Annotated in this window: 33 protein-coding genes; 8 read left to right on the top strand and 25 right to left on the bottom strand. The window is 60.0% G+C overall.

The window, feature by feature from the left end:
* From WB402_RS12425 to WB402_RS12375, 11 genes are all read right to left on the bottom strand, one after another.
* The coding region (locus tag WB402_RS12425; RefSeq protein WP_424208314.1) for an efflux RND transporter permease subunit at window positions 1-2,965 on the bottom strand (2,965 nt) is incomplete at its 3' end.
* Window positions 2,962-4,284, bottom strand: a complete 1,323-nt coding sequence (locus WB402_RS12420; RefSeq protein ID WP_424208312.1) for a TolC family protein — start codon at window positions 4,282-4,284, stop codon at window positions 2,962-2,964. The genes WB402_RS12420 and WB402_RS12425, both read right to left, overlap by 4 nt.
* A gap of 212 nt (window positions 4,285-4,496) precedes the next feature.
* A complete protein-coding gene (locus tag WB402_RS12415; RefSeq protein WP_424208310.1) occupies window positions 4,497-4,964 on the bottom strand; it encodes a glycine zipper family protein in 468 nt (155 codons plus the stop codon).
* 13 nt (window positions 4,965-4,977) lie between these two features.
* Window positions 4,978-5,439, bottom strand: a complete 462-nt coding sequence (locus WB402_RS12410; RefSeq protein ID WP_424208308.1) for a hypothetical protein — start codon at window positions 5,437-5,439, stop codon at window positions 4,978-4,980.
* 370 nt (window positions 5,440-5,809) lie between these two features.
* Window positions 5,810-6,442: a DsbA family protein gene (locus WB402_RS12405; RefSeq protein ID WP_424208306.1), complete on the bottom strand. Its 633-nt coding sequence runs from the start codon at window positions 6,440-6,442 to the stop codon at window positions 5,810-5,812.
* A gap of 83 nt (window positions 6,443-6,525) precedes the next feature.
* Window positions 6,526-6,993, bottom strand: coding sequence for an MEKHLA domain-containing protein (locus tag WB402_RS12400; RefSeq protein ID WP_424208304.1), 468 nt, complete (start codon window positions 6,991-6,993; stop codon window positions 6,526-6,528).
* Between the two features lie 38 nt (window positions 6,994-7,031).
* Window positions 7,032-7,160, bottom strand: coding sequence for a hypothetical protein (locus WB402_RS12395; RefSeq protein WP_424208302.1), 129 nt, complete (start codon window positions 7,158-7,160; stop codon window positions 7,032-7,034).
* 25 nt (window positions 7,161-7,185) lie between these two features.
* Complete coding sequence (locus WB402_RS12390) at window positions 7,186-7,881, bottom strand: VIT1/CCC1 transporter family protein (RefSeq protein WP_424208300.1); 696 nt, start codon at window positions 7,879-7,881, stop codon at window positions 7,186-7,188.
* Between the two features lie 111 nt (window positions 7,882-7,992).
* Window positions 7,993-8,328 (bottom strand): cupin domain-containing protein, encoded by a 336-nt coding sequence (locus tag WB402_RS12385; RefSeq protein WP_424208298.1) that lies wholly within the window; start codon window positions 8,326-8,328, stop codon window positions 7,993-7,995.
* A 111-nt stretch (window positions 8,329-8,439) separates the two neighbouring features.
* Complete coding sequence (locus WB402_RS12380) at window positions 8,440-8,775, bottom strand: DUF6504 family protein (protein ID WP_424208297.1); 336 nt, start codon at window positions 8,773-8,775, stop codon at window positions 8,440-8,442.
* A 14-nt stretch (window positions 8,776-8,789) separates the two neighbouring features.
* A complete protein-coding gene (locus WB402_RS12375) occupies window positions 8,790-9,278 on the bottom strand; it encodes a GlcG/HbpS family heme-binding protein (RefSeq protein ID WP_424208295.1) in 489 nt (162 codons plus the stop codon).
* 149 nt (window positions 9,279-9,427) lie between these two features.
* On the opposite strand from WB402_RS12375, the gene WB402_RS12370 reads away from it, so the two are divergent.
* A complete protein-coding gene (locus WB402_RS12370) occupies window positions 9,428-9,976 on the top strand; it encodes a Slp family lipoprotein (RefSeq protein ID WP_424208293.1) in 549 nt (182 codons plus the stop codon).
* Window positions 9,977-9,996: 20 nt separating this feature from the next.
* Entirely contained in the window at window positions 9,997-10,497 is a 501-nt protein-coding gene (locus WB402_RS12365; protein WP_424208291.1) for a Slp family lipoprotein, read from the top strand.
* Between the two features lie 171 nt (window positions 10,498-10,668).
* On the opposite strand, the gene WB402_RS12360 is transcribed toward WB402_RS12365, so the two are convergent.
* Window positions 10,669-11,106, bottom strand: coding sequence for a hypothetical protein (locus WB402_RS12360; RefSeq protein ID WP_424208289.1), 438 nt, complete (start codon window positions 11,104-11,106; stop codon window positions 10,669-10,671).
* Between the two features lie 406 nt (window positions 11,107-11,512).
* On the opposite strand from WB402_RS12360, the gene WB402_RS12355 reads away from it, so the two are divergent.
* Window positions 11,513-11,773, top strand: coding sequence for a hypothetical protein (locus WB402_RS12355; RefSeq protein ID WP_424208288.1), 261 nt, complete (start codon window positions 11,513-11,515; stop codon window positions 11,771-11,773).
* A 115-nt stretch (window positions 11,774-11,888) separates the two neighbouring features.
* On the opposite strand, the gene WB402_RS12350 is transcribed toward WB402_RS12355, so the two are convergent.
* From WB402_RS12350 to WB402_RS12320, 7 genes are all read right to left on the bottom strand, one after another.
* A complete protein-coding gene (locus tag WB402_RS12350; RefSeq protein WP_424208286.1) occupies window positions 11,889-13,172 on the bottom strand; it encodes an MFS transporter in 1,284 nt (427 codons plus the stop codon).
* The gene (locus WB402_RS12345) at window positions 13,169-14,044 is read right to left on the bottom strand and encodes a hypothetical protein (protein ID WP_424208284.1); all 876 of its coding nucleotides are present in this window, start codon (window positions 14,042-14,044) and stop codon (window positions 13,169-13,171) included. The genes WB402_RS12350 and WB402_RS12345 overlap by 4 nt, the downstream gene beginning before the upstream one ends.
* A gap of 14 nt (window positions 14,045-14,058) precedes the next feature.
* Complete coding sequence (locus WB402_RS12340) at window positions 14,059-14,508, bottom strand: YaiI/YqxD family protein (RefSeq protein ID WP_424208282.1); 450 nt, start codon at window positions 14,506-14,508, stop codon at window positions 14,059-14,061.
* Window positions 14,509-14,600: 92 nt separating this feature from the next.
* Window positions 14,601-15,257 carry a DUF2959 domain-containing protein gene (locus tag WB402_RS12335; protein ID WP_424208280.1) on the bottom strand — a complete coding sequence of 219 codons (657 nt, stop codon included), beginning with the start codon at window positions 15,255-15,257 and terminating at the stop codon, window positions 14,601-14,603.
* A gap of 53 nt (window positions 15,258-15,310) precedes the next feature.
* Window positions 15,311-15,778: a hypothetical protein gene (locus WB402_RS12330; RefSeq protein ID WP_424208278.1), complete on the bottom strand. Its 468-nt coding sequence runs from the start codon at window positions 15,776-15,778 to the stop codon at window positions 15,311-15,313.
* Window positions 15,779-15,825: 47 nt separating this feature from the next.
* Window positions 15,826-16,050 (bottom strand): LysM peptidoglycan-binding domain-containing protein, encoded by a 225-nt coding sequence (locus tag WB402_RS12325; protein WP_424208276.1) that lies wholly within the window; start codon window positions 16,048-16,050, stop codon window positions 15,826-15,828.
* A gap of 109 nt (window positions 16,051-16,159) precedes the next feature.
* Window positions 16,160-16,309, bottom strand: coding sequence for a hypothetical protein (locus WB402_RS12320; protein WP_424208274.1), 150 nt, complete (start codon window positions 16,307-16,309; stop codon window positions 16,160-16,162).
* A gap of 305 nt (window positions 16,310-16,614) precedes the next feature.
* Here WB402_RS12320 and WB402_RS12315 point away from each other — a divergent pair, with 305 nt between their 5' ends.
* Window positions 16,615-17,064 (top strand): LEA type 2 family protein, encoded by a 450-nt coding sequence (locus WB402_RS12315; RefSeq protein ID WP_424208272.1) that lies wholly within the window; start codon window positions 16,615-16,617, stop codon window positions 17,062-17,064.
* Between the two features lie 62 nt (window positions 17,065-17,126).
* Here WB402_RS12315 and WB402_RS12310 read toward each other — a convergent pair whose 3' ends face one another.
* Both WB402_RS12310 and WB402_RS12305 read right to left on the bottom strand, forming a co-directional pair.
* Window positions 17,127-17,597, bottom strand: a complete 471-nt coding sequence (locus WB402_RS12310; RefSeq protein ID WP_424208270.1) for an aminoacyl-tRNA deacylase — start codon at window positions 17,595-17,597, stop codon at window positions 17,127-17,129.
* A 108-nt stretch (window positions 17,598-17,705) separates the two neighbouring features.
* Window positions 17,706-18,728 (bottom strand): class I fructose-bisphosphate aldolase, encoded by a 1,023-nt coding sequence (locus WB402_RS12305; RefSeq protein ID WP_424208268.1) that lies wholly within the window; start codon window positions 18,726-18,728, stop codon window positions 17,706-17,708.
* A gap of 417 nt (window positions 18,729-19,145) precedes the next feature.
* Here WB402_RS12305 and WB402_RS12300 point away from each other — a divergent pair, with 417 nt between their 5' ends.
* From WB402_RS12300 to WB402_RS12290, 3 genes are read left to right on the top strand one after another with little or no spacing between them, the layout of a single operon-like run.
* The gene (locus WB402_RS12300; protein ID WP_424208266.1) at window positions 19,146-19,463 is read left to right on the top strand and encodes a DUF883 family protein; all 318 of its coding nucleotides are present in this window, start codon (window positions 19,146-19,148) and stop codon (window positions 19,461-19,463) included.
* 4 nt (window positions 19,464-19,467) lie between these two features.
* The gene (locus tag WB402_RS12295; protein ID WP_424208264.1) at window positions 19,468-19,866 is read left to right on the top strand and encodes a phage holin family protein; all 399 of its coding nucleotides are present in this window, start codon (window positions 19,468-19,470) and stop codon (window positions 19,864-19,866) included.
* Window positions 19,863-20,144, top strand: coding sequence for a YqjK family protein (locus WB402_RS12290; RefSeq protein ID WP_424208263.1), 282 nt, complete (start codon window positions 19,863-19,865; stop codon window positions 20,142-20,144). The genes WB402_RS12295 and WB402_RS12290 overlap by 4 nt, the downstream gene beginning before the upstream one ends.
* A 263-nt stretch (window positions 20,145-20,407) precedes the next feature.
* Here WB402_RS12290 and WB402_RS12285 read toward each other — a convergent pair whose 3' ends face one another.
* From WB402_RS12285 to WB402_RS12270, 4 genes are all read right to left on the bottom strand, one after another.
* On the bottom strand, window positions 20,408-20,950 hold the full coding sequence (locus WB402_RS12285; protein ID WP_424208261.1) for a c-type cytochrome biogenesis protein CcmI/CycH: 543 nt from the start codon (window positions 20,948-20,950) through the stop codon (window positions 20,408-20,410).
* A gap of 150 nt (window positions 20,951-21,100) precedes the next feature.
* On the bottom strand, window positions 21,101-21,757 hold the full coding sequence (locus WB402_RS12280) for a hypothetical protein (protein ID WP_424208259.1): 657 nt from the start codon (window positions 21,755-21,757) through the stop codon (window positions 21,101-21,103).
* A gap of 9 nt (window positions 21,758-21,766) precedes the next feature.
* A complete protein-coding gene (locus WB402_RS12275; protein WP_424208257.1) occupies window positions 21,767-22,273 on the bottom strand; it encodes a DUF1993 domain-containing protein in 507 nt (168 codons plus the stop codon).
* 19 nt (window positions 22,274-22,292) lie between these two features.
* Entirely contained in the window at window positions 22,293-22,553 is a 261-nt protein-coding gene (locus WB402_RS12270) for a DUF5062 family protein (protein ID WP_424208316.1), read from the bottom strand.
* A 173-nt stretch (window positions 22,554-22,726) separates the two neighbouring features.
* On the opposite strand from WB402_RS12270, the gene WB402_RS12265 reads away from it, so the two are divergent.
* Window positions 22,727-22,967: hypothetical protein (locus WB402_RS12265; protein ID WP_424208255.1), on the top strand; the 241-nt coding region annotated here is incomplete at its 3' end.

Here is a 22,967-nt window from a genome sequence, read left to right as displayed (position 1 = left end):
GCTCGGCGCCGGGCCCGATGGCGAGCGCCAGTGGCAAGGCGGCGGCGATGGTGGCGGTGGATGTCATCAGAATCGGGCGCAGCCGGATCGGGCAGGCCTCGAGCAGCGCGGAGCGCACTGACACCTCGCCGCGGGCGCGCACGTGGTTGGTGAAGTCCACCAGCAGAATGGAGTTCTTCTTGACGATGCCCATCAGCAGGATCAGGCCGATGAAGCTGAAGATGTTTAGCGAGTGGCCGAATGCAAGCAGCGTCAGGAACGCACCCGACATGCTGAACGGCAGCGCCATCAGCACCGTGACCGGATGGACGAAGCTGTTGAACTGCGAGGCCAGCACCATGTAGGCCACGATCACGCCGAGCAGCAACACGAACCACAGCGAGGCGAACGATTCCTGGAACGACTGCGAGCCGCCGACGAAACGCAGCTTGTAGTCCTTCGGCAACACCTCGCGCGCGATTGCCTCGGCCCGCGCCAGTGCTTCCTGCTGGGACTTGCCGGCCTGGACGTTGGCGAAGATCTTGATCGCGCGCTCGCGATCGTTGCGGTTGATCTGCGCCAGGCTCTTGGCCTCCCGGATCTGCACCACCTCCGAGAGCGGGATCAGCTCGCCGCGATTGTTGCGCACGTACAGGAGCTTGATCTGGTCGATGCGGTCGATATCCTGGTCGCGCAGCCGCACGCGCACGTCGTAGCGGTGGCTCTCGGAGGAGTACTGCCCGGCGACGACCCCGCCTACCATGGCGTTGACCGTCTGCGAGATCGCGTGGATGCTCACGCCGCGCGCCGCGGCGCTCTCGCGGTCCGGGATGACCCGTATTTCAGGCTTGCCGAGCAGGTAGTCGCTGTCGGTATCGGTGACCAGACCGGTGGCGTTGAGTTTCGAAATGATCGTTTCGGAGTACTCGACGAGCTTGTCCCAGTTGCGTCCCTGCACGGCGAACTCTACCGGGAAGCCACGCGACGCCGTGAAGCCGCGCTGCGACAGATCCTGGATCGAGACCTTCAAGCCCAGCTTCTTGAGCGCGTCGCGCGTGACCGCCATCAGTTCCTGCTGCGACAGCTCATGACCGGCCGTCGGGTCCCTGCCACGCTCGCCCTTCGGTTTCATACTGATGAAGAAGTTCATCAGGTTCGACTGCCCGCCAGTGCCGAATCCACCCACGGCGAGCATGTAGCGGCGCACCTCCGGCCGTGAGGCGAAGAACTTCTCGGCGTCACGCGCCACCGAGTCGGTGAACTCCATCGAGGATTCGATCGGTGTTTGCGCACGCACGACGAAGGTGCTCTGATCCTGCACCGGCATGAACTCTTTGTTGATGTAGTTGAGCGTGCCGAACGACAACGCGAAGAACACCAACGACGCGCCGATGACCTTCCACGGATGCGCGAGCGCGACCGCGAGCAGCCGGCGATACAGCGCGGCCACGGCGCGAAACGTGTAATCCGCCGCGCGCCCCATGCGCGTGGTGCGGCTCCCGGCCTCGACGAACTGCGAGGCGCGCATGGGCGTGAGCGTCAGCGCCTCGAGCAGCGACAGCAGCACGGCGACGGTCATGGTGATGCCGAACTGGAAGAAGAACTTGCCGATGACACCGCTCATGAACGCCACCGGCAGGAAGATCGCGACCACGGCCAGCGTCGCCGCGATCGCGGCAAAGGTAATCTGGAGCGAGCCTTTGAGTGCCGCCTCCACGCGGTTTTCTCCCTGCTCGCGGTGGCGCACGATATTCTCCAACACCATGATCGCATCATCCACGACGATGCCGATGGCGAGGCTCAGACCCAGCAGCGTGAAGGTGTTGAGCGTGAAACCGAAAAAGTACAGGACGATAAAGGTTCCGATGATCGAGGTTGGGATCGCGAGGATAACGTTCAGCGTCGCGGTCCAGCTGCCGAGGAACAGCCAGCACACGAACGCGGTGGCGAACGCCGACAGCACCAGCGCCAGCTTGAACTCGTCCACCGAGTCCTCGATGAACTTGGTGGTGTCGAAATTCACGGCGATCTTCATGCCTTCCGGCAGCTGCTGGGCGACCTCGGCCATGCGCTGCTTGACACCCTGCGCCACGGCCACGGTATTCGACCCGCGTTGCTTGCGGATACCGATGCCGACCGAGCGCACGCCGTTGGCGCGCGAGATGCGGCGGATGTCGTCCAGCCCGTCCTCGACGGTCGCCACCTGGTTCAGCGCGATGTGAGAGTAGATCGGCTGGCCGCCGCGCTGGTTGATGACGATTTTCTCGAACTCCTGCGCGGTCTTCGCCTCGCCGAGCGTGCGCACGTCGTACTCCTTGCTTCCGGTGGTGATCTGGCCGGCGGGCAGCTCCGAGTGCTCGCTCTGGATCGCATTCAGCACGTCCGTCACCGCCAGCTCGTAGCGGCTGAGCGCCTTCCCCGCCACCCAGACGCGCAGGTTCGGTTCGACGTAGCCACCGAGCGTGATCTCGCCGACGCCGGTTACCGACGAGAACCGGTCCTTGAGCGTGTCCTTCACGTAGCGCATCAGCTCGCGCAGCGAGTGGTGCTCACTGGTGACCGACATCCACAGAATCGGCTGGTCTTCGGGATTGGTCTTGCTGATGACCGGTGGCTCGATGTCGCTCGGCAGGTAGCGCTGCGCGCCCGCGACCTTGTTCTGCACCTCCTGCAGCGCATCGGCGATATTGCGGGAGAGTTCGAACTCGACACTGATGGTGGCGGCGGCGTAACGCGAGGTCGAGGTCACGCTGCGCACGCCTTCCACCGTCATGACCGCGTCCTCGATGACGTCCACCACGTTGGTCTCGATGACCTCCGGCGCGGCGCCGGTGTAGTCCACGCTCACCGTGACTACCGGGAAGTCCACGTCCGGCAGCTGGCTGATGCCCATGCGCTCGGCCGAGATCCCGCCGAACAGGATCAGCGCCGCCATCAGCATCCAGGCAAAGACGGGGCGGCGAATGGCGATTTCAGGAAGCATCATGGCACGGGCTCTTGAGGAGCGGCCGGGCGGCGGACGACCGCCGCTTCCAAGATGAGATAGTCTAGCTTCTCGGTATAACGCGCACGATCCAGCGCCCGCTGATTCTGCTGAAATGCCGTCAACGCCTGCAGCACGTCCAGGTTGGTGACGAGACCCAGGCGGTAGTCGCGCCGCTGGGCTTCGTAGTTCTTGCGCGCGGACTCCGTCGCCTTTTCCAGCGCATCCAGTTGCGCCCGGTCGAACACGACGATTTGATAAACCGAGCGGATCTCCTGTTCCGCCTCGCGGCTCACCTGGCTCGCATTCAGCTCGGCCTGATTGCGCTGCGACACCGCCTCGCGCACCTTGGATTGCAGCAGGCCGCCGGCATAGATCGGCACCGTCAGCGCAAGCTCAACGTCCCAGTCCGAATCCCTGAGATTAGTGGCGTCCCTCAGATAGCCGGACCGTTCCAGGTAGCGGTTGGCATTCAGATCGAGCGACGGAAGATTGGCGCCTCTGGCCACCGTCGTATTCTCCTGTGCCGCCGTCAATCGCTGCTGACTTGCCTTCACGTCCGGACGCATCTCCAGCCGCGCCAGATATTCATCGAGCGGCTCAAGGTTCACCGTAAGGTCCTCGGTATCGCGCAGCAAGGTCGTGGGTGCCAACCCGCTGAGGAATGCGAATGCCTCGCGCGCCGTGCCGAGCTGGCTTCGCAACTGTTCCACCTGGGCACGCAAGGTGCTGATGGTGCTTTGGACGGACAGCACCTCACTGATCCGCGAGCGGCCGATGCGCACCCGCCCGTTGAGCTCCTTTTCACGATCGATATTCTGGTTGATTTCCTCGCTGTAGTTTTTCAGATCCTGCTCGATCGACAATACAATGTAAAAATTCTGCACCACGTCTTTGAAAAGCTGCGTGCACGCATTGCGGTAGTCCTGGTTCTGCGCGTCCAGCAGGGCATTCGTCTGGCGCAGGGCGGCAAAATCGCGGAAGCCGCGAAATAGCGGTTGCGTCGCCGTCAGTTTGGCCAGCGACGACCGATCGGTCGGTGCTGAACTGCCGGGATCGGCCGCAGGGACGGGATCCCGACGCGAGTAAGAGGCTACGCCGCTCACGGTGGGACGAAGCGCGGAATTCGCTTGTTTGTTTCGTTCTTCCGCCTGGCGGATCAATTCGCCTTGGGTGGCGACTACCTCGCTGCGTTTCAGCGCTGCGACATAATATTCATCCAGTGTCAGTGCTTCCGCGGCCTGGGCGGGCCTGACCGTCGTTACGGTCAATGCAACAATCCCGGCGGCCAGCGCGATCGATATGGCAAAGTTACGTTTCACCAGTGAATTCCTTGTATCGTTCGCCGGCCCACGCCTTTCCTCGTCGGCGAGGCGGATCGATGGTCTATGATCCAACGAGTGAACACATGAGCCGCCATTGCATGTCATAGAAGCATGGCGGGTGATTATATCTATCAAATCATTACCGTGCCTATCAAAGCTCACGGATCGCAGGCACTCTAACCTGGAGCGCGGCACTAAGACGAATGGACTCAGTGAGACGGTGGCGGCGGAGGCGTATAACGCGGTGGCGCGTAGCCCGGAATCTGGTTGCCCTTGGCGTACATGCACTGCTGGTAGGCGATATCGTATCGACGTTGCAACGTCATGTTGCTCTGGTTCGCCGCGTTCGCGCCAGCGGCTGAACCAACGATCAGGCCCGCCCCCGCCATGGATTCGGTCTGACCCTCGTGGCCGTGCCCCATGAGCGCACCGGACGCCGCGCCCAGTGCCGCGCCGGCCGCCGCTCCCGTCACCACCTGCTCCCGCGCCACGTCGTTCGGATTCACGCCAATCTGTTGGCGCGCGAACTCCATGCAAATGGCGTTGTCAGCGTTGAACTGATCAAACGGCTTTCCGGGTCCGGGCATGACCGCGACACTCGGTCCTTCCGGAATCGATGCGCATCCAGCCAACACCACTGCAAGTGATGCGCCGAGTATTGTGTTGCTGAGATTCATCGCCACTCGCCTGTCATTGCGTCGGCGCACCGGCCGGGGTAGCTGGCACCATTCTCCAGCCCGCCGGGCAGGAAGGCACATAGGGGTAATAGCCCTTGGCGGCATCGCAGTAATACCAGTATTGCGCCGGCGGTGGCGCCGCCTGTGACAGGGAGGGTTGAGTCGGCTGAACAATCACGACCGGTGGAGGCGTATAGGGGTCGGGATAGGGATAGACCCGCTGCGGATAGAAGTACCACAGGCCCGTGACCACCCACCACCAGCCCAGCCGACCGTCATGGTAGCCGTGGCTCCAATGGCCGCCGCGCCAGCGTGGCAGATCGCGTTGGTGAAAATTTCGAATATCCCCGTGCCAGCTGCCGCGATCGTCGTGGCGGTCACCGCGGCCCCGGTCGTCGCGGTCGGCGTAGGCTGACATGGGCGCAGCGGCCACCAGGGTGGAAAAAGCCAGTATCAAGCTGATTGTCCTTGTCATCTTCATTGGCGGTTCCTCGATGTATGGGGATTTCCTCTATGAATTCGAGAAACAACGCCATTACTTCCGATTAGTTGACAGGCGTGCAAGTTTTGCCCGGTCGTTTTTTATATGACTTGAGGAACTCTCCCGCAAAATCCCGCACACCCACTATGACCCTCAGATTACTGGCGAGCGCCACACTGAGTGATATATAAGACGAGAAGTTCACACACAGCACCGACCATGCGCCCCGACGTGGACGCACGCTACCTGTTCACTTTTTACAATTACATTAGGGAAGATCTGATTAAGAGAACACCGCCGAAAGCCTCGGCAGCGATGAAGTGCAAGCTGATATAGTATGAAAGTACCTTGTGCTGCGGTCCCGTCACGCCGTTTCCGTCAACCAGGCCTCGAGCTCCGGGCGCAGTTCCTCGAGCGGGCGGCAACCGTTGGTCAGCAGTTTTTGGCCGGATCTGGCCTGCAACACGATCGTGGGAAAGCCGCGCACGCCAGCCTCGCGCGTGACCCGGAAATGCGTGCGCGTCTTATTCTTGACGTCCTCGGACTCAAAGCGCTCCAGGAACCTGGGCTTATCAATATTATGTTGCTCGGCCAGTTCAGCGAGTGTCTCGGCCCTGGTCACGTCCTGTCCCTGGGTGTAAAACGCCTTCTGCACCGATTTGAAATAGGGGAAGGTCGCCTCGAGGTTGATCCCGGCCACGGCGATCACCGCGCGACTGGCCGGCTCGGTGTCGTACACGAAACCCTCGGGCATCGCGCCCTCGAAGGCAAACGGCTGGCCCGTCATCTTATGCACGTCCTGCCAGTGGCGCAGCGTCTCCTCGCGGAATTTCGGCGTCACGGGCTCAGTCGTTCCCGGCCGCAGGCCACCCAGCATCAGGGCGATCTTCACCCGGTCCGAGTAACTCGCCTTGATGGCGCTAATCGCCGGCGTGAACCCCCAGCACCAGGAGCACATTGGATCAGCGAAGTACCACAAGATTCGTTCCTGCACCATCAGACCACTCCTTGCCGTGTGCGTTGGCGAGACAACCTACACCCGCCTCGCCTGCTGATGAAACCCGCCGTCCCGGCGCCGGATCAAAGATATTCCCAGTCGCGGAACACCACCGCCTGACCGCCCGGCGCGCCGCGCGCATCGATCACGCTCCATACCGTGGCACGCCGGATGTGGAAGCGGCGGCCGCTGGTGGAAATGCGTATGCCGCTGTAGTCGTCGATAAAACCGTGCTGGTTCACCCGCGCCAGCAGTTGCGCCCGTTCCTCGCGCGCCACCGGCTCCGCCGACAGGCGCGAAGGCATGGAAATAAAATCCGCCCAGGCGGTTTCGAAAAGCGTGAGTGTCGCGCGGTTGGCGTAATTGAATACCGGGTCCGCTTCAGTGCCGTGCGAGGCCGTCACGAACGGCGCCTCATACAGCGCCCGCGCCTGCTCGACCGGAGATAATTTGGGATCCACCAGATCGCGGCCGGTCCAGCGGCGGTAGCTTTCAATCAACTGGCGCGCGTGAACGGAGAGATAGTCATTGTTCTCGTGTGGTGCTTCCATACCATCATCCCGAACGCATCAAACGTCAAAACAGGCCGTCACTCGCTTTCGCCTTTCCGGTTCTCATCCTTGCCCTTTTTCGGCATGCGCTGGCGCCACAGCCAGTACAGCGCCAGGCCGGTGAGCACAACATTCAGGATAATCCCCACAACAAAGAAACCTTTCATCCGCTGTTTCCTGTTTTCGTATTTTTCAGACGACCGTTCCAAACAAATGGCCGACGCCCGCCGTCAGCGCCATAGCGATGGCGCCCCAGAACGTGACGCGTACCGCGCCGGCCACGACAGGTGCGCCGCCGGTGTACGCCGCCAGGGTGCCCAGCAGCGCCAGGAATACCAGTGACGTTCCGGAAACGACAGGAATCATATAGGCAACCGGAGAAATGACGACCGTCAGCAGCGGCAGGGCGGCGCCCACGGCGAAGGTGACTGCCGAGGTTAGCGCCGCCTGAATCGGACGGACAGTGATCATTTCCGAGATACCGAGTTCATCGCGCGCATGGGCCGCCAGCGGGTCCTTGGCCATCAGCTGTACGGCGACCTGCTTGGCAAGCTCGGGATCGAGCCCGCGATCAACGTAAATCGCCGCCAGCTCCTTGTGCTCGTGGTCGATATCCGCCGCGAGCTCCCGGCGCTCACGATCGAGGTCCGCCTTTTCGGTGTCCGACTGGGAGCTGACCGACACATACTCGCCCGCGGCCATCGACATGGCGCCGGCGACCAGGCCAGCGACTCCAGCCACCAATACAGCTCCGTGAGTCGCGTCCGCGGCAGCCACACCCACCACCAGGCTCGCCGTCGACACGATGCCGTCATTCGCACCCAGCACGGCAGCGCGCAGCCAGCCTATGTGTTGTGTGCGGTGCCGTTCCCGATGAAATAAAGGCATTCTCTTGTTTCCTTGCGGTTCATAGCGAATATGATAAAGGTCCAAGCCCTCGAACGATATCATTCACCGGCGGGCATAAGCCTGGCCTCTGCGCGCGGGTGGAATTGCCTGTCAGGTCCGCCTGCTCGAAACAATGGTTACCAACACGGAAGCATCCTCCATTCCTTTGAGAGCGTGCGGATCGTCACCGGCGAGATACACAAGCTCACCTGCGCGAAGCGTCTGTTTTCGGCCGACCGACGTGAACTCAATCACGCCTTCCAGACACTGCACCATGATCTCACCGTGCACTTTGTGCTCAGCGAACTCTTCGCCCCGGGGAAGGATATAACGAAAAACCTGAAGATGATCGGTTTTCACGAGAGTTGCCGAAATGGCTTGCTTCAACTTCTTGCCTAGCGGTCGAACATCGACAATCTCGCCGTGTGCTGCATGATGAAGTGCCATGAGATCCCTCCATTAGTGCATTAACCAGATTTCGGTATACGTGACCGCAGGCAGACAACCTGCTAACCCCTTGAGAAAAGACAGCGAAGCACGGCCATTCGGCAATGCTGTTCAGCCTGTTGTTCGGTTTTCCTCTGATTCGTTAATGCTGAACAGCCACCATCGCGCACCATGCCGTCCGCCGCGAGGCTGCCTGTCACAATAGATTTTCATCGTGTCGCGGGAGGTCGTGGCAACTTCGTACCAGTGCTTGCGAACATACAGCTCGGGACTGCCGTGTCGGCACTTGCCGGTGTCGCGCCAGGTGCGCAGCACGGCCGCCACCTTGATGGTCCGGCCCCGCCACACGAACTCCTGCGGGAGCCCCGGCTCCCCCGCGGCCATGCGCGCGGTGTCAAACGTCGCGACCACGGGCTGGATGGCTTCGCTGATGAATCGCTCAGGCATGGTCACCACCCTGTTCACTCCGCGAAATCGAGCCGTTCCTGCACCGCCTTGATAGCGGCTGCGGCACAGGCCTCGTCCTTTTCGCCGCCGGGTGCCCCACTCACCCCCACCGCACCAATCAACGAGCCGCCGGCGCGGATCGGCAAGCCTCCTTGCAGCAGAAATACGCCCGGAATCTCGTTCAGTTCCGCGCGCATGTCGGGACGATTCTTGCGGAACTCGCCGGAACTGATGCCCGAAAGGATGACCGCGCCGGCCTTGCGTGTGGCAATTTCGATGGCATGACGCGAAACATAAACATCACGCAACACCACCTGCGGGTCGCCGGCGCGGTCCACCACCACAACCGCCGTCTGGTAACCCTGTTTGCGGCAGGCTTCCAGCGTGTGGTTGGCGATATCACGCGCGAGATCGAGCGTCATCACTTTGGCGTTTAGCACATCCGCCGCCTGGATCGGGAAGGAGAGGACGATACCTAACAACATAGGGATAAACCGATTCATGCGCATGATGATATCTCCGAAGAATAATAAAGCCAGGGGGAGCGGTAACTGACCGCTATTATAAGCATTACACCGGAACGGACATTATGGGCAAAATAGTGGTCTAATGAATTGTCAGCGCCTCAGCCGTCAAAGTGAGGTATTGGGTTATGCGTACCTATATAGTTAGTTTCGTCGCGGCCGTGGTGCTCGGCGGCTGCGCCAGCACGGTGCCGGAGGCCATCCGCACCGCGGCGCCGGGAAACGTGCAGATTGAGCAGGTGCGCGAACAGCCACAACAGTATCGCGAATCGGTCGTGCGCTGGGGCGGTAACATTGTCAGCACCCGCAATGAGCGCGACCATACGGTATTGGAGATTATCGGACGCGACCTGGATGATGAAGGCCGTCCGCGCAAAGAAGATCGCAGCCTGGGCCGTTTTCTCGCGAAAGTTCAGAGCTTCCTCGATCCGGCGATCTACAAAGCGGAACGCGAGGTGACCGTACGCGGGAGCATCGAGGGCACCGTTGAACAGGCGATCGGCGAATTTCGCTACACTTATCCACTGGTCCGAGTCGATGTAGTTTATTTGTGGCAGCCGCGTCCGCCCCCGCTGCCGCCTTCGTACTATCCATATTATTACGATCCGTTTTTTTATGATCCGTGGTATCCGTGGGGCATGCCGTACCATCGGCCCTGGCACTATATCCCTCGATGAATCGTAGGGAGGAAACATCCATGAACCACCTCGCCGCATTGGCTGTCTCGTTGTTGATCGGGAGCACGCTCCTGGTGAGCAGCTGCGCCACGCCGTATGACATCGGCAACGCCGATCCCCGCGTCACGCCTGTCGAAGCGGCGAAAAATGTGGCCGGCATGGTCAATCGCACCGTGGCCTGGGGCGGCTTGATTACAGCCGCGAAGAACTTGAAGGAGAAGAGCGAAATAGAGGTGGTTGGTTACCCGCTCGATTCAGAAAATCGTCCCAACTCCGACGCCAAGCCGACCGGGCGGTTTCTCGTGACCCAGCCCGGCTATCTCGAGACCGCCGACTACGCGCCCGGCAGGCTGATCACGGTGGTCGGCGCCGTGACGGAAACCCGCCATGGAATGGTGGGAGAAGCAAACTACGTCTACCCCGTCGTTGTAGCCACTAAATTGCAGCTGTGGCCAAAATCATCCCTCGATCGCCGCGAGCCCAGTTTTCATTTCGGCATCGGTGTTGGGGTTATTCACTAGGGAAGTTTTGATTTAATCTTTCCGTTCGTCCTGTGCCCTTCACTCGCTGTTCGGTCCGGGCTTGTCGAAGTCCGTGGTGAGCCGTCGAACCGGGCTCGGCACGAACGGACTTGATCGGAACTTTCTTGGCCGGTAATGAACCGGGGTTACGTTTGTGACTCTCCGTAAACTTCACACCGCCCTTAGCTTATGAGCGCCGCATATGTCGCACGGTGGCAGCATGTCCATATCCTCCGCCAGTACAATGCGCGTGCGGCAGCCGGTACATTCATACATGCCGGACGAATATTTCTTCGGCGGTGGAGCGGTGATTTTTGTGATCGTCGGCTCGGCACCAACGTATTCGTGACTGCCGCAATTATCACAGGCCGGCAATTCCCGGTACGTCTGCGAAAAGATCGACCCTGTCCCGCATTGCTTGCATTCATAGCGGCCGACCGGGTACTCGATAATCTCGCTGACCGCTTCGGCCTCCTTCTTGGCCTCGGCCAGCGCCAGCAACACTTCATCGCCCAGCCGCTTGGCGCGCGCCTCGGCGGTCTTTGCCTCCATGATGGCTCTTTTCATTTCCTGAGCCAGAGTCTTGGCCCGCTCTTGTGCTGATGACATCGATTTTTCCCTGACCGCTCGTTAATTAGGGTATGTATGGTGACTGCGATGCTATGTCTTATTGTAGTAAGCCTGAAAGAAAGTGAGGGTTTGGCCGAATCGCCGACGCAAAATCAATTCTGGTTTTCTTAGAAATATGAGGTCTCCACCCCCTCCGTCAGGGAAGGCCTAGGGAAGTTCGGGTTATTCCCCTGATTCCGGCTGCGTTTCAATGACCCCGTCCGCTCGTCAACGGCCTACGACACATCGTCGGATGCCCAGAACTACCCGCGCTTTGTCATGTCACTATAACAATCGCAACTTAGACTACCTGGTTTCTGGCGGCAGTCGCTTAGCGCCGCAACTTCAAGGAAGAAACCCAAGCTCTCACGATTCGAGCATGTCACACGCCAACAGGAGGACAACCATGGGTAAAGATGAAACCACCGCTGCCGGATTCCCCGGAATAGCGTTTGCCACACTGCCCGATACCGGCGAGACGATCGCGATCCGTTACGGCGAACGACTCTACTACCGGGTGGATTCCGCCAAGACCGCAGACGAGCTCAATGCGATATACGGCGTCACCGAGACCCAGGCCAAGGCAATATTGGCAAGCGTGTTGGCTGATTGGCAAACGCCATCGGTGGCACAGCCAAGTCACGGCAGGCTTAACCGTTCCGCGTAGTCCACAACCCAGCCAGAAAAATATCCAGCGCTCAGGCGCTGTTAACCGCGGCGCAGCTGCCTCTACGGCACGCATCACCTCTTGAATAGCCGGTTCCGTCGTCGCGATGACGTTGTCATTTGGCGGATCGCGGCGGGGCCGCGTCGACGTTGCCTGTCATGTCCACCGCCACCGCCTGCAAGCGCTGGCGCCGACGTTCCGTGTCCAGGTGCGGCAGGAAACCGGCGAGCAGGCCGATGACCGGAAGAAACGAACAAACGTGGAAGACGTATTGAATGCTGGTCACGTCGGCAAGTTCTCCGAGCACCGCCGCGCCGATACCCGCCATGCCGAAGGCAAAGCCGAAGAACAGGCCGGCCACGGCACCGATCCGGGAAGGCATCAGCTCCTGCGCATATACCACGATCGCCGGAAACGCGGACGCGAGAATGACGCCGATCGGCACGCTGAGCACGCCGGTCCAGAACAGGTTGGCATACGGCAGCAACAGCGTGAATGGCAACACTCCGAGGATCGAGGCCCAGATCACAAGCTTGCGACCGAACCGATCGCCGAGCGAACCCCCGGCGATGGTGCCGAAGGCGACGGCTCCGAGAAACACGAACAGGTGAACCTGGGCGCTCTGCACCGAAACATGAAACTGGTTGATCAGATAAAAGGTGTAGTAGCTGGTCATGCTCGCCATGTAAAAGAACTTCGAGAAGATAAGCGCAATCAGCACCGCGATGGCCAGCATCACTTTGGCGCGCGGCAGCGCGGCGTGCGCCGCGCTCTTCGTCATGCGCGACTTCATGCGCGCCAGCCCGTGGCCTTTGTACCAGTGGCCGACGTGAATCAGCAGGAAGATGCCGAGCAACGCGGCGAGGGAGAACCAGGCGACACTCGACTGTCCGTAACGCAGCACGACAAACGCGGCGAGCAGCGGACCGATGGCGGAACCGGCGTTGCCGCCCACCTGAAACACCGATTGCGCCAGTCCATGCTGGCCTCCCGAGGCCATGCGCGCCACGCGCGACGACTCCGGGTGAAACACCGATGAACCGATACCGACCAGTGCCGCGGCCAGCAGCAGCACCGCATAGTTGTGGGCAAACGCCAGCAGCACCAGACCGGACAGCGTAAAGCCCATTCCGATTGCCAGCGAATAGGGCTTCGGCTTGCGGTCGATATAGAAACCGATCATCGGTTGCAACACCGAGGCAGTGAACTGAAACGTAAACGTCAGCAAGCCGATCTGGCCGAAGTCGAGCCCGTAGTTGCTTTTCAGCATCGGGTATATCGCCGGCAACAGCGACTGCATCATGTCGTTCAACAGATGGCAGACGCTGATCGCGGTCAGTATCGAAAATACCGTCTTCCCGGCCGTGGGGTCGCTGTCGCCGGCAGTGGTCGTGTTCAAGCGGATAGGCGTTCGGATGGTGGCGTCAGCTCCCAGCGTAGCAAAGCGGAAGGTCCCTGGCCAACACCGTCGCTTGGCAGCGGCGTGACGGCATGCACGTCACGCATCACCTCCTCAATGGCCCGCTCCGCTTCCGCACTCAGCCACTCCGTGTGCGCTTTGCTTTCGCGCCGCCGGTAAAACTCTATCAGGATCGCGCGCAGGTACTGGCGGCTGTGCTCCGGGTGCGTGTTCATGTCGCTCATGAGGTAATGAAACCGGATGACAAATTCGGCTTCGTGGATATATGGCGCAAACACGCCGCGGTCGACAGCCGCCTCCAACCTCGCGAAAAACGCGCACTGGCCGGCGTACAGCGCCGGCGAGTGGTAAAACTTGTATGCATGCTCCAGATCGTGCCGAAAAAAGGCAAAAGCATCGGACTTGTTCAGCACCGGTTCGCGTGCACGCGGCCAGGCCGTGATCACCGTCGCCGCACGCGTGCCACGAGCCTGCCAACGCAGGATATCCCGCGGGCTCGGGATATCCTCGCGCAAGATGAGCGGCCAGGCGCCCCGCAGCCATTGGAGCAGCGCGACCGGCACATTGCCGATCACGCCGCGAAACTGGTAACGCTCAAGCCAATCGAGCAGCAGTGGCCGCAGCCTCTCACCCTCCGCCGTCTCGAGCACTTTCAGCCATACCGCCGCATCGGGGCGGGGGTCATGCTTGCGTTTGCGTGACGCGAATGCCTGGCCGTATATTGCGATCTGCCAATGGAAAAAATACAGGGCCGCGAATTCCGCCGCGTCGCACTCACCGGCGCGCCAGCGCGACGCCAGAACGGGAAGGCGGGCCAGCAATTCCGGCGAGATATTATTCAGCTTGGTCATACGACAACCTTGCCCTATCCTTTGGTTTTCGTCAAAAACCGGTCCAGCTGATTCGCAAACGCCTGCCGGTCGCTCAGGCTGAGCACCGCGGGACCACCGGTGTTCACGCCGGTATTGCGCAGCTCGTCCATGAAATTGCGCATGGCAAGGCGCTCGCGGATATTTTCGGTGGTGTAAAACTCCCCGCGCGGGTTGAGCGCGTGGCCGCCCTTTTCAATCACGAGCGCCGCCAGCGGGATGTCGGCGGTGATCACCAGGTCACCGGATTGCAACTGCTGCACGATCTTACTGTCGGCAACATCGAAACCGGACGGCACCTGGATGGCCTTGATATATGGGGACGGCGGCGTGCGCAGCAACTGGTTAGCCACCAGCGTCAGCGAGACCTGCGCGCGTGTCGCGGCACGGAACAGGATTTCCTTGATGACATTCGGGCAGGCGTCGGCGTCGACCCAGATTTGCATCAAATAACTCCAATGCCTTTAGCCGAGACCTGATCCGACTCGCCGCGAGTGACGGCCACGGGCCGGTCCAGTTACCGCCATCGCCTCCCGGCTCAGTTTTTGTCGGCTGACATATCCTTGATGAAGCGGTCGGCCTCGGCGATCGATCGGTTCATGTCGGCCACCAGCGTGGTGATATCGGCCTGGATTTTCGCGCGCTCGGCCTTGAGCGAGGCAATTGCCCGGGCATTGAGATTGTGCTTGAGAAACAACACACGGTCGTGGAACGCGGCGAGCACCGGGTCGAGCTTTTTCTCCGCGCGCTTCATGGCGCCGATAAGTTCGCGGTAGCGGGCGCGGGTCGTGTTCAGCTGGCTCTGGCTCGATCGCCGCAGTTCAGGACTGGTGTACTGGGTGAGCTCCTTCTCCCATTCACTGAACAGATCCTGCGCCACGCGCTCGACGTCGGCGATGCGCTTGCGCACGGTGTTGGCGCGGGATTCGCAGTCGTCAAACTCGCTCTTGAGCTTGTTGTACTGCTGTTCCAGATCCCCGCCCGAAAAGTTCGTGACCGCGATGAACTGCTCGAGCGCCGACTCGAACTGCTTCTTCGCTTGCTGCTGCGCCTCGCGCGCATCATCCACGCGGTTGACAAGAATATCGCGCTTCTCGTAGCCGAATTTCTCCATCGTGCCGTAATAGGCCGATTGACAGCCGCCAAGCAGCGCTGCCGCCAGGACGCCGCCCGCTGCCATCACAATGCGTCGCATGTGTGCCCTCGAATCTCGCTGCCGCGACTCAGCTCGCGGCAGCGTGAACGCCATTACTTGACCGTGAACTTGCTTACGCCCGCGGACTTGTCGTTGGCGAAGACCTCAACCTGATAATCGCCGGCCGGCCAGCCACTCGGCATGCTGACGTGAAACTCGCTAACCGCCGGACCGCTGGCGGCGATCGTCTGGCTATTTTCGTTCACCACGGCAATCTTGTCACCCTTGTGGTATGTCCACTTGGCCTTGAGCGTTATGTTGCCGCTGCCCTGGGTTTCCACCGCCGCATAAATCGTGTCGCTCTTAGCGAAGCTGGTACTTGCCGCGGTCACGCGTTTATCGGCACCGATCGCGTTACCAAGATTAACGGAGGTAACGCCCAACACGACCGGCTGCGCCACAGTTTGGGCAGGGGGCTGGGCCACCGGCTGTGCGGCGGGCGGCGGCGTTTCCTTTTTGCCACAGGCGGCGATGTTCAAGGCAAGCAGCAGGGCAAGGAAACTTGCATAGAAAACTTTCATGATATTTCTCCTTTTGTTTTGAATGTCGAGACAATAAAAATGAAATGTTACTTGGGTGGAATTTTCAGCTTCTGCCCTGGGAAGATCTTGTTGGGGTCCTTGAGGATGTCCTTGTTCGCGTCAAATATCCGCGTCCAGAGTTTTGCATCGCCGTACTCACGCTTGGCGATCTTGGACAAGCTGTCCCCCGAGACAACCTCATAAATCTTCATTGCGGTCGAACTCGCCCCACTCTTGACGCCCGAAAAATCGGGCATGTCGGTATCAGTCATGATCTATCTCCAATGTATGTAATGGGCCGTAGCCTGTTTCCTGATGGCTGATTTCGTTTGGCCCGGATGAAAAAAAACCCCGGCTCCATCACCAGGAGCGGGGTTGTTGCTATTTTTCGGCCTTGGATTTCTGCCGTATGTCGGCGGCGTGTGCGCGCTTGTACGTCTGGATGTCCTTGAAGCGACCACTGCTATCACGCACTGCATACAGCTTGGTGCCTTTGCTGCTCCGATGCGTTGTACGTTTTGCCTTTGACATGGTTTCCTCTCCGGTAGTTTCAGGGTGTCATTTTTCAGATAGCTTCTAAAATGTTGTCTCGCTTTCGGATTTATCAGTAATAGTTAACACCCCTGGGCGGTTGCTCTTCCTTGATGTACGGCAAAAATACGCGCGAGTCGTTCCGGGCATGGGTTTAATTCCTACCATGACCCGAGATAAATACGAATGTTCAGGGCGGCCTAATCCACGGCACAATCGCGCGGGCTGGGCCAAGTGACAGATCCGAAGTAAACTATTGGCCACGGTGCCATGCCCAAGCGCGCATCGAATCCCAGGACACGAACATGAAGAAGCTCGTCACCTTGCTTTTCGCCGTCATCCTCAGCGGTTGCGCGGCGATGCAAGATTCGCTCGAGGCCCCGTACGTGACTCTCACGGACTTGCGGATGCTCGACATGACGCTCTTTGAGCAGCGCTATGGTCTGAAGATTCGCGTGCAGAACCCCAACCCTGTCGAGCTGCCCATCACCGGAATGAACTTCCAGCTCGACATCAACGACACCGAGCTGGGACGCGGCGTGAGCGACCAAGCAGTGACGGTGCCGGCGTATGGCGAGGCCGTGGTGGAAATAAAACTGACGAGCAATCTCATCCGAATCTTCGATCAGATTCGCGGACTCGAGAGCGGCAAGGGACAGAGCCTGCGCTATCATTTATCCGGCGGGCTCAGCCTCGCGAACCGGATGAGCAAGGTGCCCTTCGATTACCAGGGCGAGATTGGCCAGCGGCGCTAAGCGCTCGGCTGGGCCAAATACTATTTGGCGCGCACGAAGGTGCCTGCTGGCACGCTTCCTCGCTATACGTGATGACTGAAATGTCCGTGCCTGGCGCCGGCGAAGAGGTCGTGGAACTGTTTGCCGCTGACGTGGATCAGTTCCTCGTGATCGCCGGCCTCGAAATAGACGTCGTTCTCTAGCAGCAGGCTGTCGTCCACGACGGTCTCGATCCCATAGGCGGGACCGATAGGCGGTATGGCGCCAATCTCGCAATCCTTGAACAGTCCGACCAGCTCGCTTTCGGTGGCGAGCCCGAGGTTGCGCTGCAACTGGCGATGTAATTGCCCCAGATCCAGCCGGTGGGTGGACGGCAGCGCCACCATCAGATAGCCCTGATTGTCTTCGATGACCACGCACTTGATCAGGCGGTCGCCGGGAACATGCGCTTCCGCGGCGGTCTCCATGCTGGTCAGGGTCCGGGGGTGCACAACGACATCATAGTCAACGTGATGCTCTCTCAGAAATCTCTTGAGGGTGAGTGCGATAGCCATGGTCATGCCTCCTTCGAGATTCATCGTCCGGGACGGGAAAGGCCGTACGGATAACGAAATATGATACCGCCGACCAAGAGCCGGTGGTATCGCCCGGCCCGTGAATAATTATTCAGCCTTCTCCATGGCACGCGTATACTTTCCGTCGCGCGCCAGACCGTTCAATTGACAGCGTTTCAGCAGCGCCTTCTGCGCGGCGGCCGCGTTACTTTCCTGCCCCTTCCACGCCGCCAGCACCGGCGCCTGCAACGCCCGCCCGTAAGAGAAACTGACCTGCCACGGATGCGGGCCCATCGCGTTCATGGCGTTCAGATGGTCGGTGGCATCTTCCGCGCTCTGCCCGCCGGACAGGAATACGATCCCGGGAACCGCCGCCGGCACGTAGCGGGTCAGGCAACGCATCGTGGCTTCGGCCACCTGCTGCACGCTCGCCTGGCGCGCGCATTTCATGCCGGCGATCACCATGTTCGGCTTGAGCAACATGCCGTCGAATACCACGCGGTGCGCGTCGAGCTCTGAGAACACTGCCTCGAGCACCTGCGACGTTACCGTTTCGCAGCGCTCGATGCCGTGGGCGCCGTCCATCAGAACTTCCGGTTCCACGATTGGCACGATGTCGACTTCCTGGCACAGCGCGGCATACCGCGCCAGCCCGTGGGCATTCGCCCGAATCCCGAACGCCGACGGAACATCGCGCTCGTCGATCTCGATCACCGCGCGCCACTTCACGAACTTCGCGCCCAGCTGTTTGTACTCGGCGAGACGATCACGCAGTCCGTCCAGGCCCTCGGCGACTTTGTCGCCGGGATACAGCGCCAGCGCCTTGGCGCCTTTGTCGACCTTGATCCCCGGGGCAATCCCACGGCTCGACAGTAACTTGGCAAAGGAAGTACCGTCGCGGGTGCTCTGGCGCAGAGTTTCATCGAAGAGAATGACGCCGCCGATATAGCGCTCGATGCCGTCGGTGGTAAAAAGTATTTCGCGGTAGCGCCGACGGTTTTCTTCGGTGGACTCGACCTTGATCGAATCGAAACGCTTCTTGATCGTGGGACTGCTTTCATCCGCCGCCAGCACGCCTTTCTGTTTCGCGACAATGGCGCTTGCCACTGACTTGAGTTCGTCGATGTTCATGAGCTACTCCTTCAGCAAGGATGCTTCCAGTGAGGACGAAAAGAATTTCGTTGTTGAAATCCTAACATAAAGCCAACCACCGCTGGTTTTTACGTTGGCGGCCAGTACTCATGCAAGTCAACGACTTGATCCGCAGCGATCCACCTGATTCCGCAACAAATCTGCGAGAAAGCCGTCACCCGGAGGTTCAATGGTGCCCGACCTTATTAATGTTATTTCCAGCCGCTGCAAATGGCGCAGAAGCTTAAACGGAAATTCAGTGGCGGAAACAGCATTTGGGGGCAGGGCCATGATACTGATATTTCAGGACTTGGGCTGGTACACTTGTTGACGTACATCAACGAAATTAGACTGGGGAAGTTTCAAGCTTAAATTGTTGAATAAGCCTCTTGTCTTCCTGTCTGAAGGAGCACAAACATGAATGCAACAACCGAGACGGATGTAGCAAAAGAAAGACTGGTCAAGGATTTCAAGGCCGTGGTCGCGGATACCGAGGAGCTGCTCAAGGCGACCGCCAGCCAGACCGGTGAAAAGGTCGCCGCCGCGCGCGTCAAGGTCGAGGAAAGCCTGGCGGATGCCAAGAAGCGGCTCACCGAGTTAAGGGAGAACCTGACCGACAAAGCCAAGGTGGCGGCGCACAAAACCGATGAACTGGTGCATGAGCATCCATGGCAGGCGGTGGGTCTTGCCGCGGCGGTAGGATTTCTGCTCGGCATGCTGATCAGCCGCCGTTAGCAGCATGAGCGAGTCCGATACCAAAGCCCCTGCCGGAGGCTTGCTGGCGTCGTTGCAGCGGCTGCTGGCGACCTTGCTCGATATCATGCAGACGCGGGTAGCGATAGTCGCCACCGAATTTGAAGAGGAGCGGGTACGATTACGGGAGCTGGTCGTCTTCGGCTTCGTGGCGCTGTTTTTCGTCAACCTTGGGATCGTGCTCTTCACACTGCTCGTGGTGATGCTGTTCTGGGAATCCCATCGCCTGTATGTGATGGGCGGCTTCGCCCTGTTGTACCTGGGGGTGGGCGTCGTGGCCGGCATCTCCCTGCGCCATCGGATGAAATCGCGCCCGCGGCTGTTCGCCACGACCCTGGCGGAACTCTCCAAGGACCGTGATCAGCTGACGCCTCCATCAATATGAATACGCTGGCAACAATCATGCGCCGCCGGGCGGCGCTGGTGGCGCAGGCGGCAGCGCAACGGGACGAGATTGGCCGCCTTATCGGACCTTGGCAAAAGCCGCTGGCGCTCGTGGATCGCGGGATCGAGATCGTCCAGCGTTTGCGCGCGCATCCGTTCGCCATCGCGGCCGGCGTGGCGCTTCTTGTCTGGATGGGGCGCCGCAAACTGAGCCGATGGGCCGTGCGAATCGCGGCGGTCTGGCAGCTTTATTCATCACTGCGGAGCCCGCGCCAATAAGACCGCTGTAACCACTGCCTCGCCTACGGGAGCACGTCGTGCTGCTTGTGCGCGAGTTCCTGTGTGATTCCTGCTGGCTTCGTCACGCGATTTTACGGTTCAACGCATATTTTCGGTTGTAATGAACCACCGCCATCAACCTGAATTAGTTACCGCCATTGTCGAAGACCGTAAATTTTCCAACCTTGTCCACTGATCTGAACGCCCGCTCGGGACGAACAAGGCAAACTCCAACAGAAAAGGGAGATCAGATTACCGCCAAGCTACATTGACGATTTACCGTGAGGTGCCCCCATATCTTTTTGGCCGGTCACCACATTGGCGATGCTGATCGAAACAGACTTGGTGCCTTTTTTGACGGGCGCGCTCATCCCTTCGAGATCGCCATTCTGCGCGTTGGCCATGCCGGACTTGGAGACGCGTGCCACCACGATCACCTCGGGGGCGCTCGACAATGTCATCCCCTGGCCCATGTCATGGCTATCCTCCAGGACGATGGTGGTGGGCAGGTCCTTGACTTGTTTACGCACAATCGCCAACGGCATGCGCGGGCCGTTCACGGCACGCGCGAAAACATAAACCACGTCATCCGGCGCGGCTTGTTTGGCCACCGCGGGGCTCAGTGACACCGCCACTTTGAGGGATGCCCCAGTGTGGGCGGAAGGTTTTTTTACCGCCGGCATGGTCGGCGCATCCGCGGCGGGCGCGGCCTCCGAGCTGTGCGGCCAACCGGTAACGGCAATGGCGGCGATAACTGCAATCATCCCGATGAAACGCGTTGCTGGCTGAAACCTGGAAATCGTCATGTTCACTCCTTAACGTTGGAATTAATGGGATCGGGGATCAATAATAATAAATCACTCTGCACCTTTTAGCTGGGTTTTCTCACGAGCTGCATCAGCGCAATCACAACGGGACCCCGGATTCAATGCTCTGCGTCGGCTCGATCATCCACTTCATAGCACGGCCTCGCGGTGGCGCTCGACCCAGTATGCCCAAACGACCGTGAGCGTCGCGCCGAGGATGTCGGCAATGACGATGGCGGTGACATTCGGCGGTGGCGGGCCGAACGTGGCCGCGACGTAGCTGACAAGCAATAGCGCTACCAGACTCCACAAGCCCCAGACTCCGATGCGATCGCGGGCGCGCGTGGCCGACAGATACAGCCACAGGCCGGCGGCAAACAACGACCCTTCCACTACCAGCGTTCCGGCCACCGAATTCCACAGCCCCAGACCGGCGCGCACATCCAGCCCGGGTGCCAGCGGCAAATCCGGACGGTGCACGATCAGATCCAGAAACCAGTGACTCGTAACAGCGAGCCCGAGCCACCACGCAGCGCGCATCGAGCCGCCGCGCCAGCGGTATACCCAAGCGAACAACCCGGCCCAGGCGAGCGTCATCACGAGACTGTGCGAGTACGGATAGGAAACAAAATCGAAGGGGCTTACCGCCATGGTGCCGGGGGCGATTCTCACTTGCTCGATTCCCGCCGCCACCAGTACCGGCCACACCAGATCGAGGAACGACGCCGCCACGATCGCCGCGCCCAACCCGGCTTCCGGGGCCACGCGCTTGACGCCGAAGGCCACGGCAATGTGTCCGATGAACACGCGCCGGCCTCAGAATTTTCCCAGATAATCCTTCTTGCCAATCTCGATTCCGTTATGCCGCAAAATGCCATAAGTGGTGGTGATATGAAAATAAAAATTGGGCAACACGCGATTCAATAGGAACGTCAGCCCATCGAGTGTGAGCGTGCCGTCGCGTACTTTGAGTTCAATCTTGGCTTTCTCGGAACCGTCGATCTGCTCGGGCTTGAAGCCGCTTACATAGGCGATCGCCTTGCGAATGCGCTCGATCAGGTCGGCAAACGTGGTTTCATTATCCTCGAATTTGGGCGGCTCCATTCCGGCCAGCCGGGCCGCGCCGCTCATGGCCGCGTCCGTGGCGATCCGGATCTGGCGTGCCAGCGGAAACATGTCCGGGTACAGGCGGGTGTTGATCAGCACCGCGGGGTCGATTTTCCTGGCTTCGGCGTGGGCCGCGGCCTTTTCCAGAATCCCGATGAGGTTGTTCAGCATGCGGATGAACACCGGCACCGAGGCCTGGTACATTGAGATCGTCATGGGTAATGCTCCCTATATATCACTTTAACAACGGATGATCCTTGGGTAGTTGCTTAGAGTACCAAATGGCCAGTTTGTGCCGCATGGATTGTTGCGAAACCTGATCTTCCGGCAGCGGTTGGATGAGTTTATCGTGCACAAGCAGCCGGTAGATAAACAGGATTTTCTCACTGGCCGAATCGGTCGGCTCGAACACGACCGCGCCCCGATCCACCCCATATTTCATACCGGCGAGTATCGCTCCTTTCACCAACTCGGCTTCATGCTTTAATTGTTTCATGACGGCCTCGGTCAGTACCTGCATGAATGTTACCCCAGTTTTGGGGTGCCTGGCAGATCTTAAAAGCGGTCGTGCTGCTATGATAACTCATAACAACTTCTACCATCCGTCTTGCCGCTGGGCGGAAAGGCCCGCAATAATTTAATGATGGCGCCACTGACGGGGAACTAACCATGCGTCGACGCGAATACGCCCTCAAGACCTATGTGCATCGGATACTGGCGCTGCGTCTGCTGGCTGCCGGCGCAATCGTGGCCGTGGTGTTCGGCGCGGTCGCCTATGCGCGTGGCTACGAGCGCATCGGGGATGCAGTGGTGCTGACTGCACGCAACGGCATCGAGCGGATCCGGATCGACGTGCGCCGGCTGCTCGACACCACGACGCTCGACGTGCGCACGGCAGTACAACAAGCGC

Source organism: Sulfuricaulis sp. (genome assembly GCF_049587675.1).
In the GTDB taxonomy this organism is placed as follows: domain Bacteria; phylum Pseudomonadota; class Gammaproteobacteria; order Acidiferrobacterales; family Sulfurifustaceae; genus Sulfuricaulis.
The sequence above is the reverse complement of the archived record's forward strand: the minus strand, read 5'-3'. Positions and strand labels throughout refer to the sequence as shown.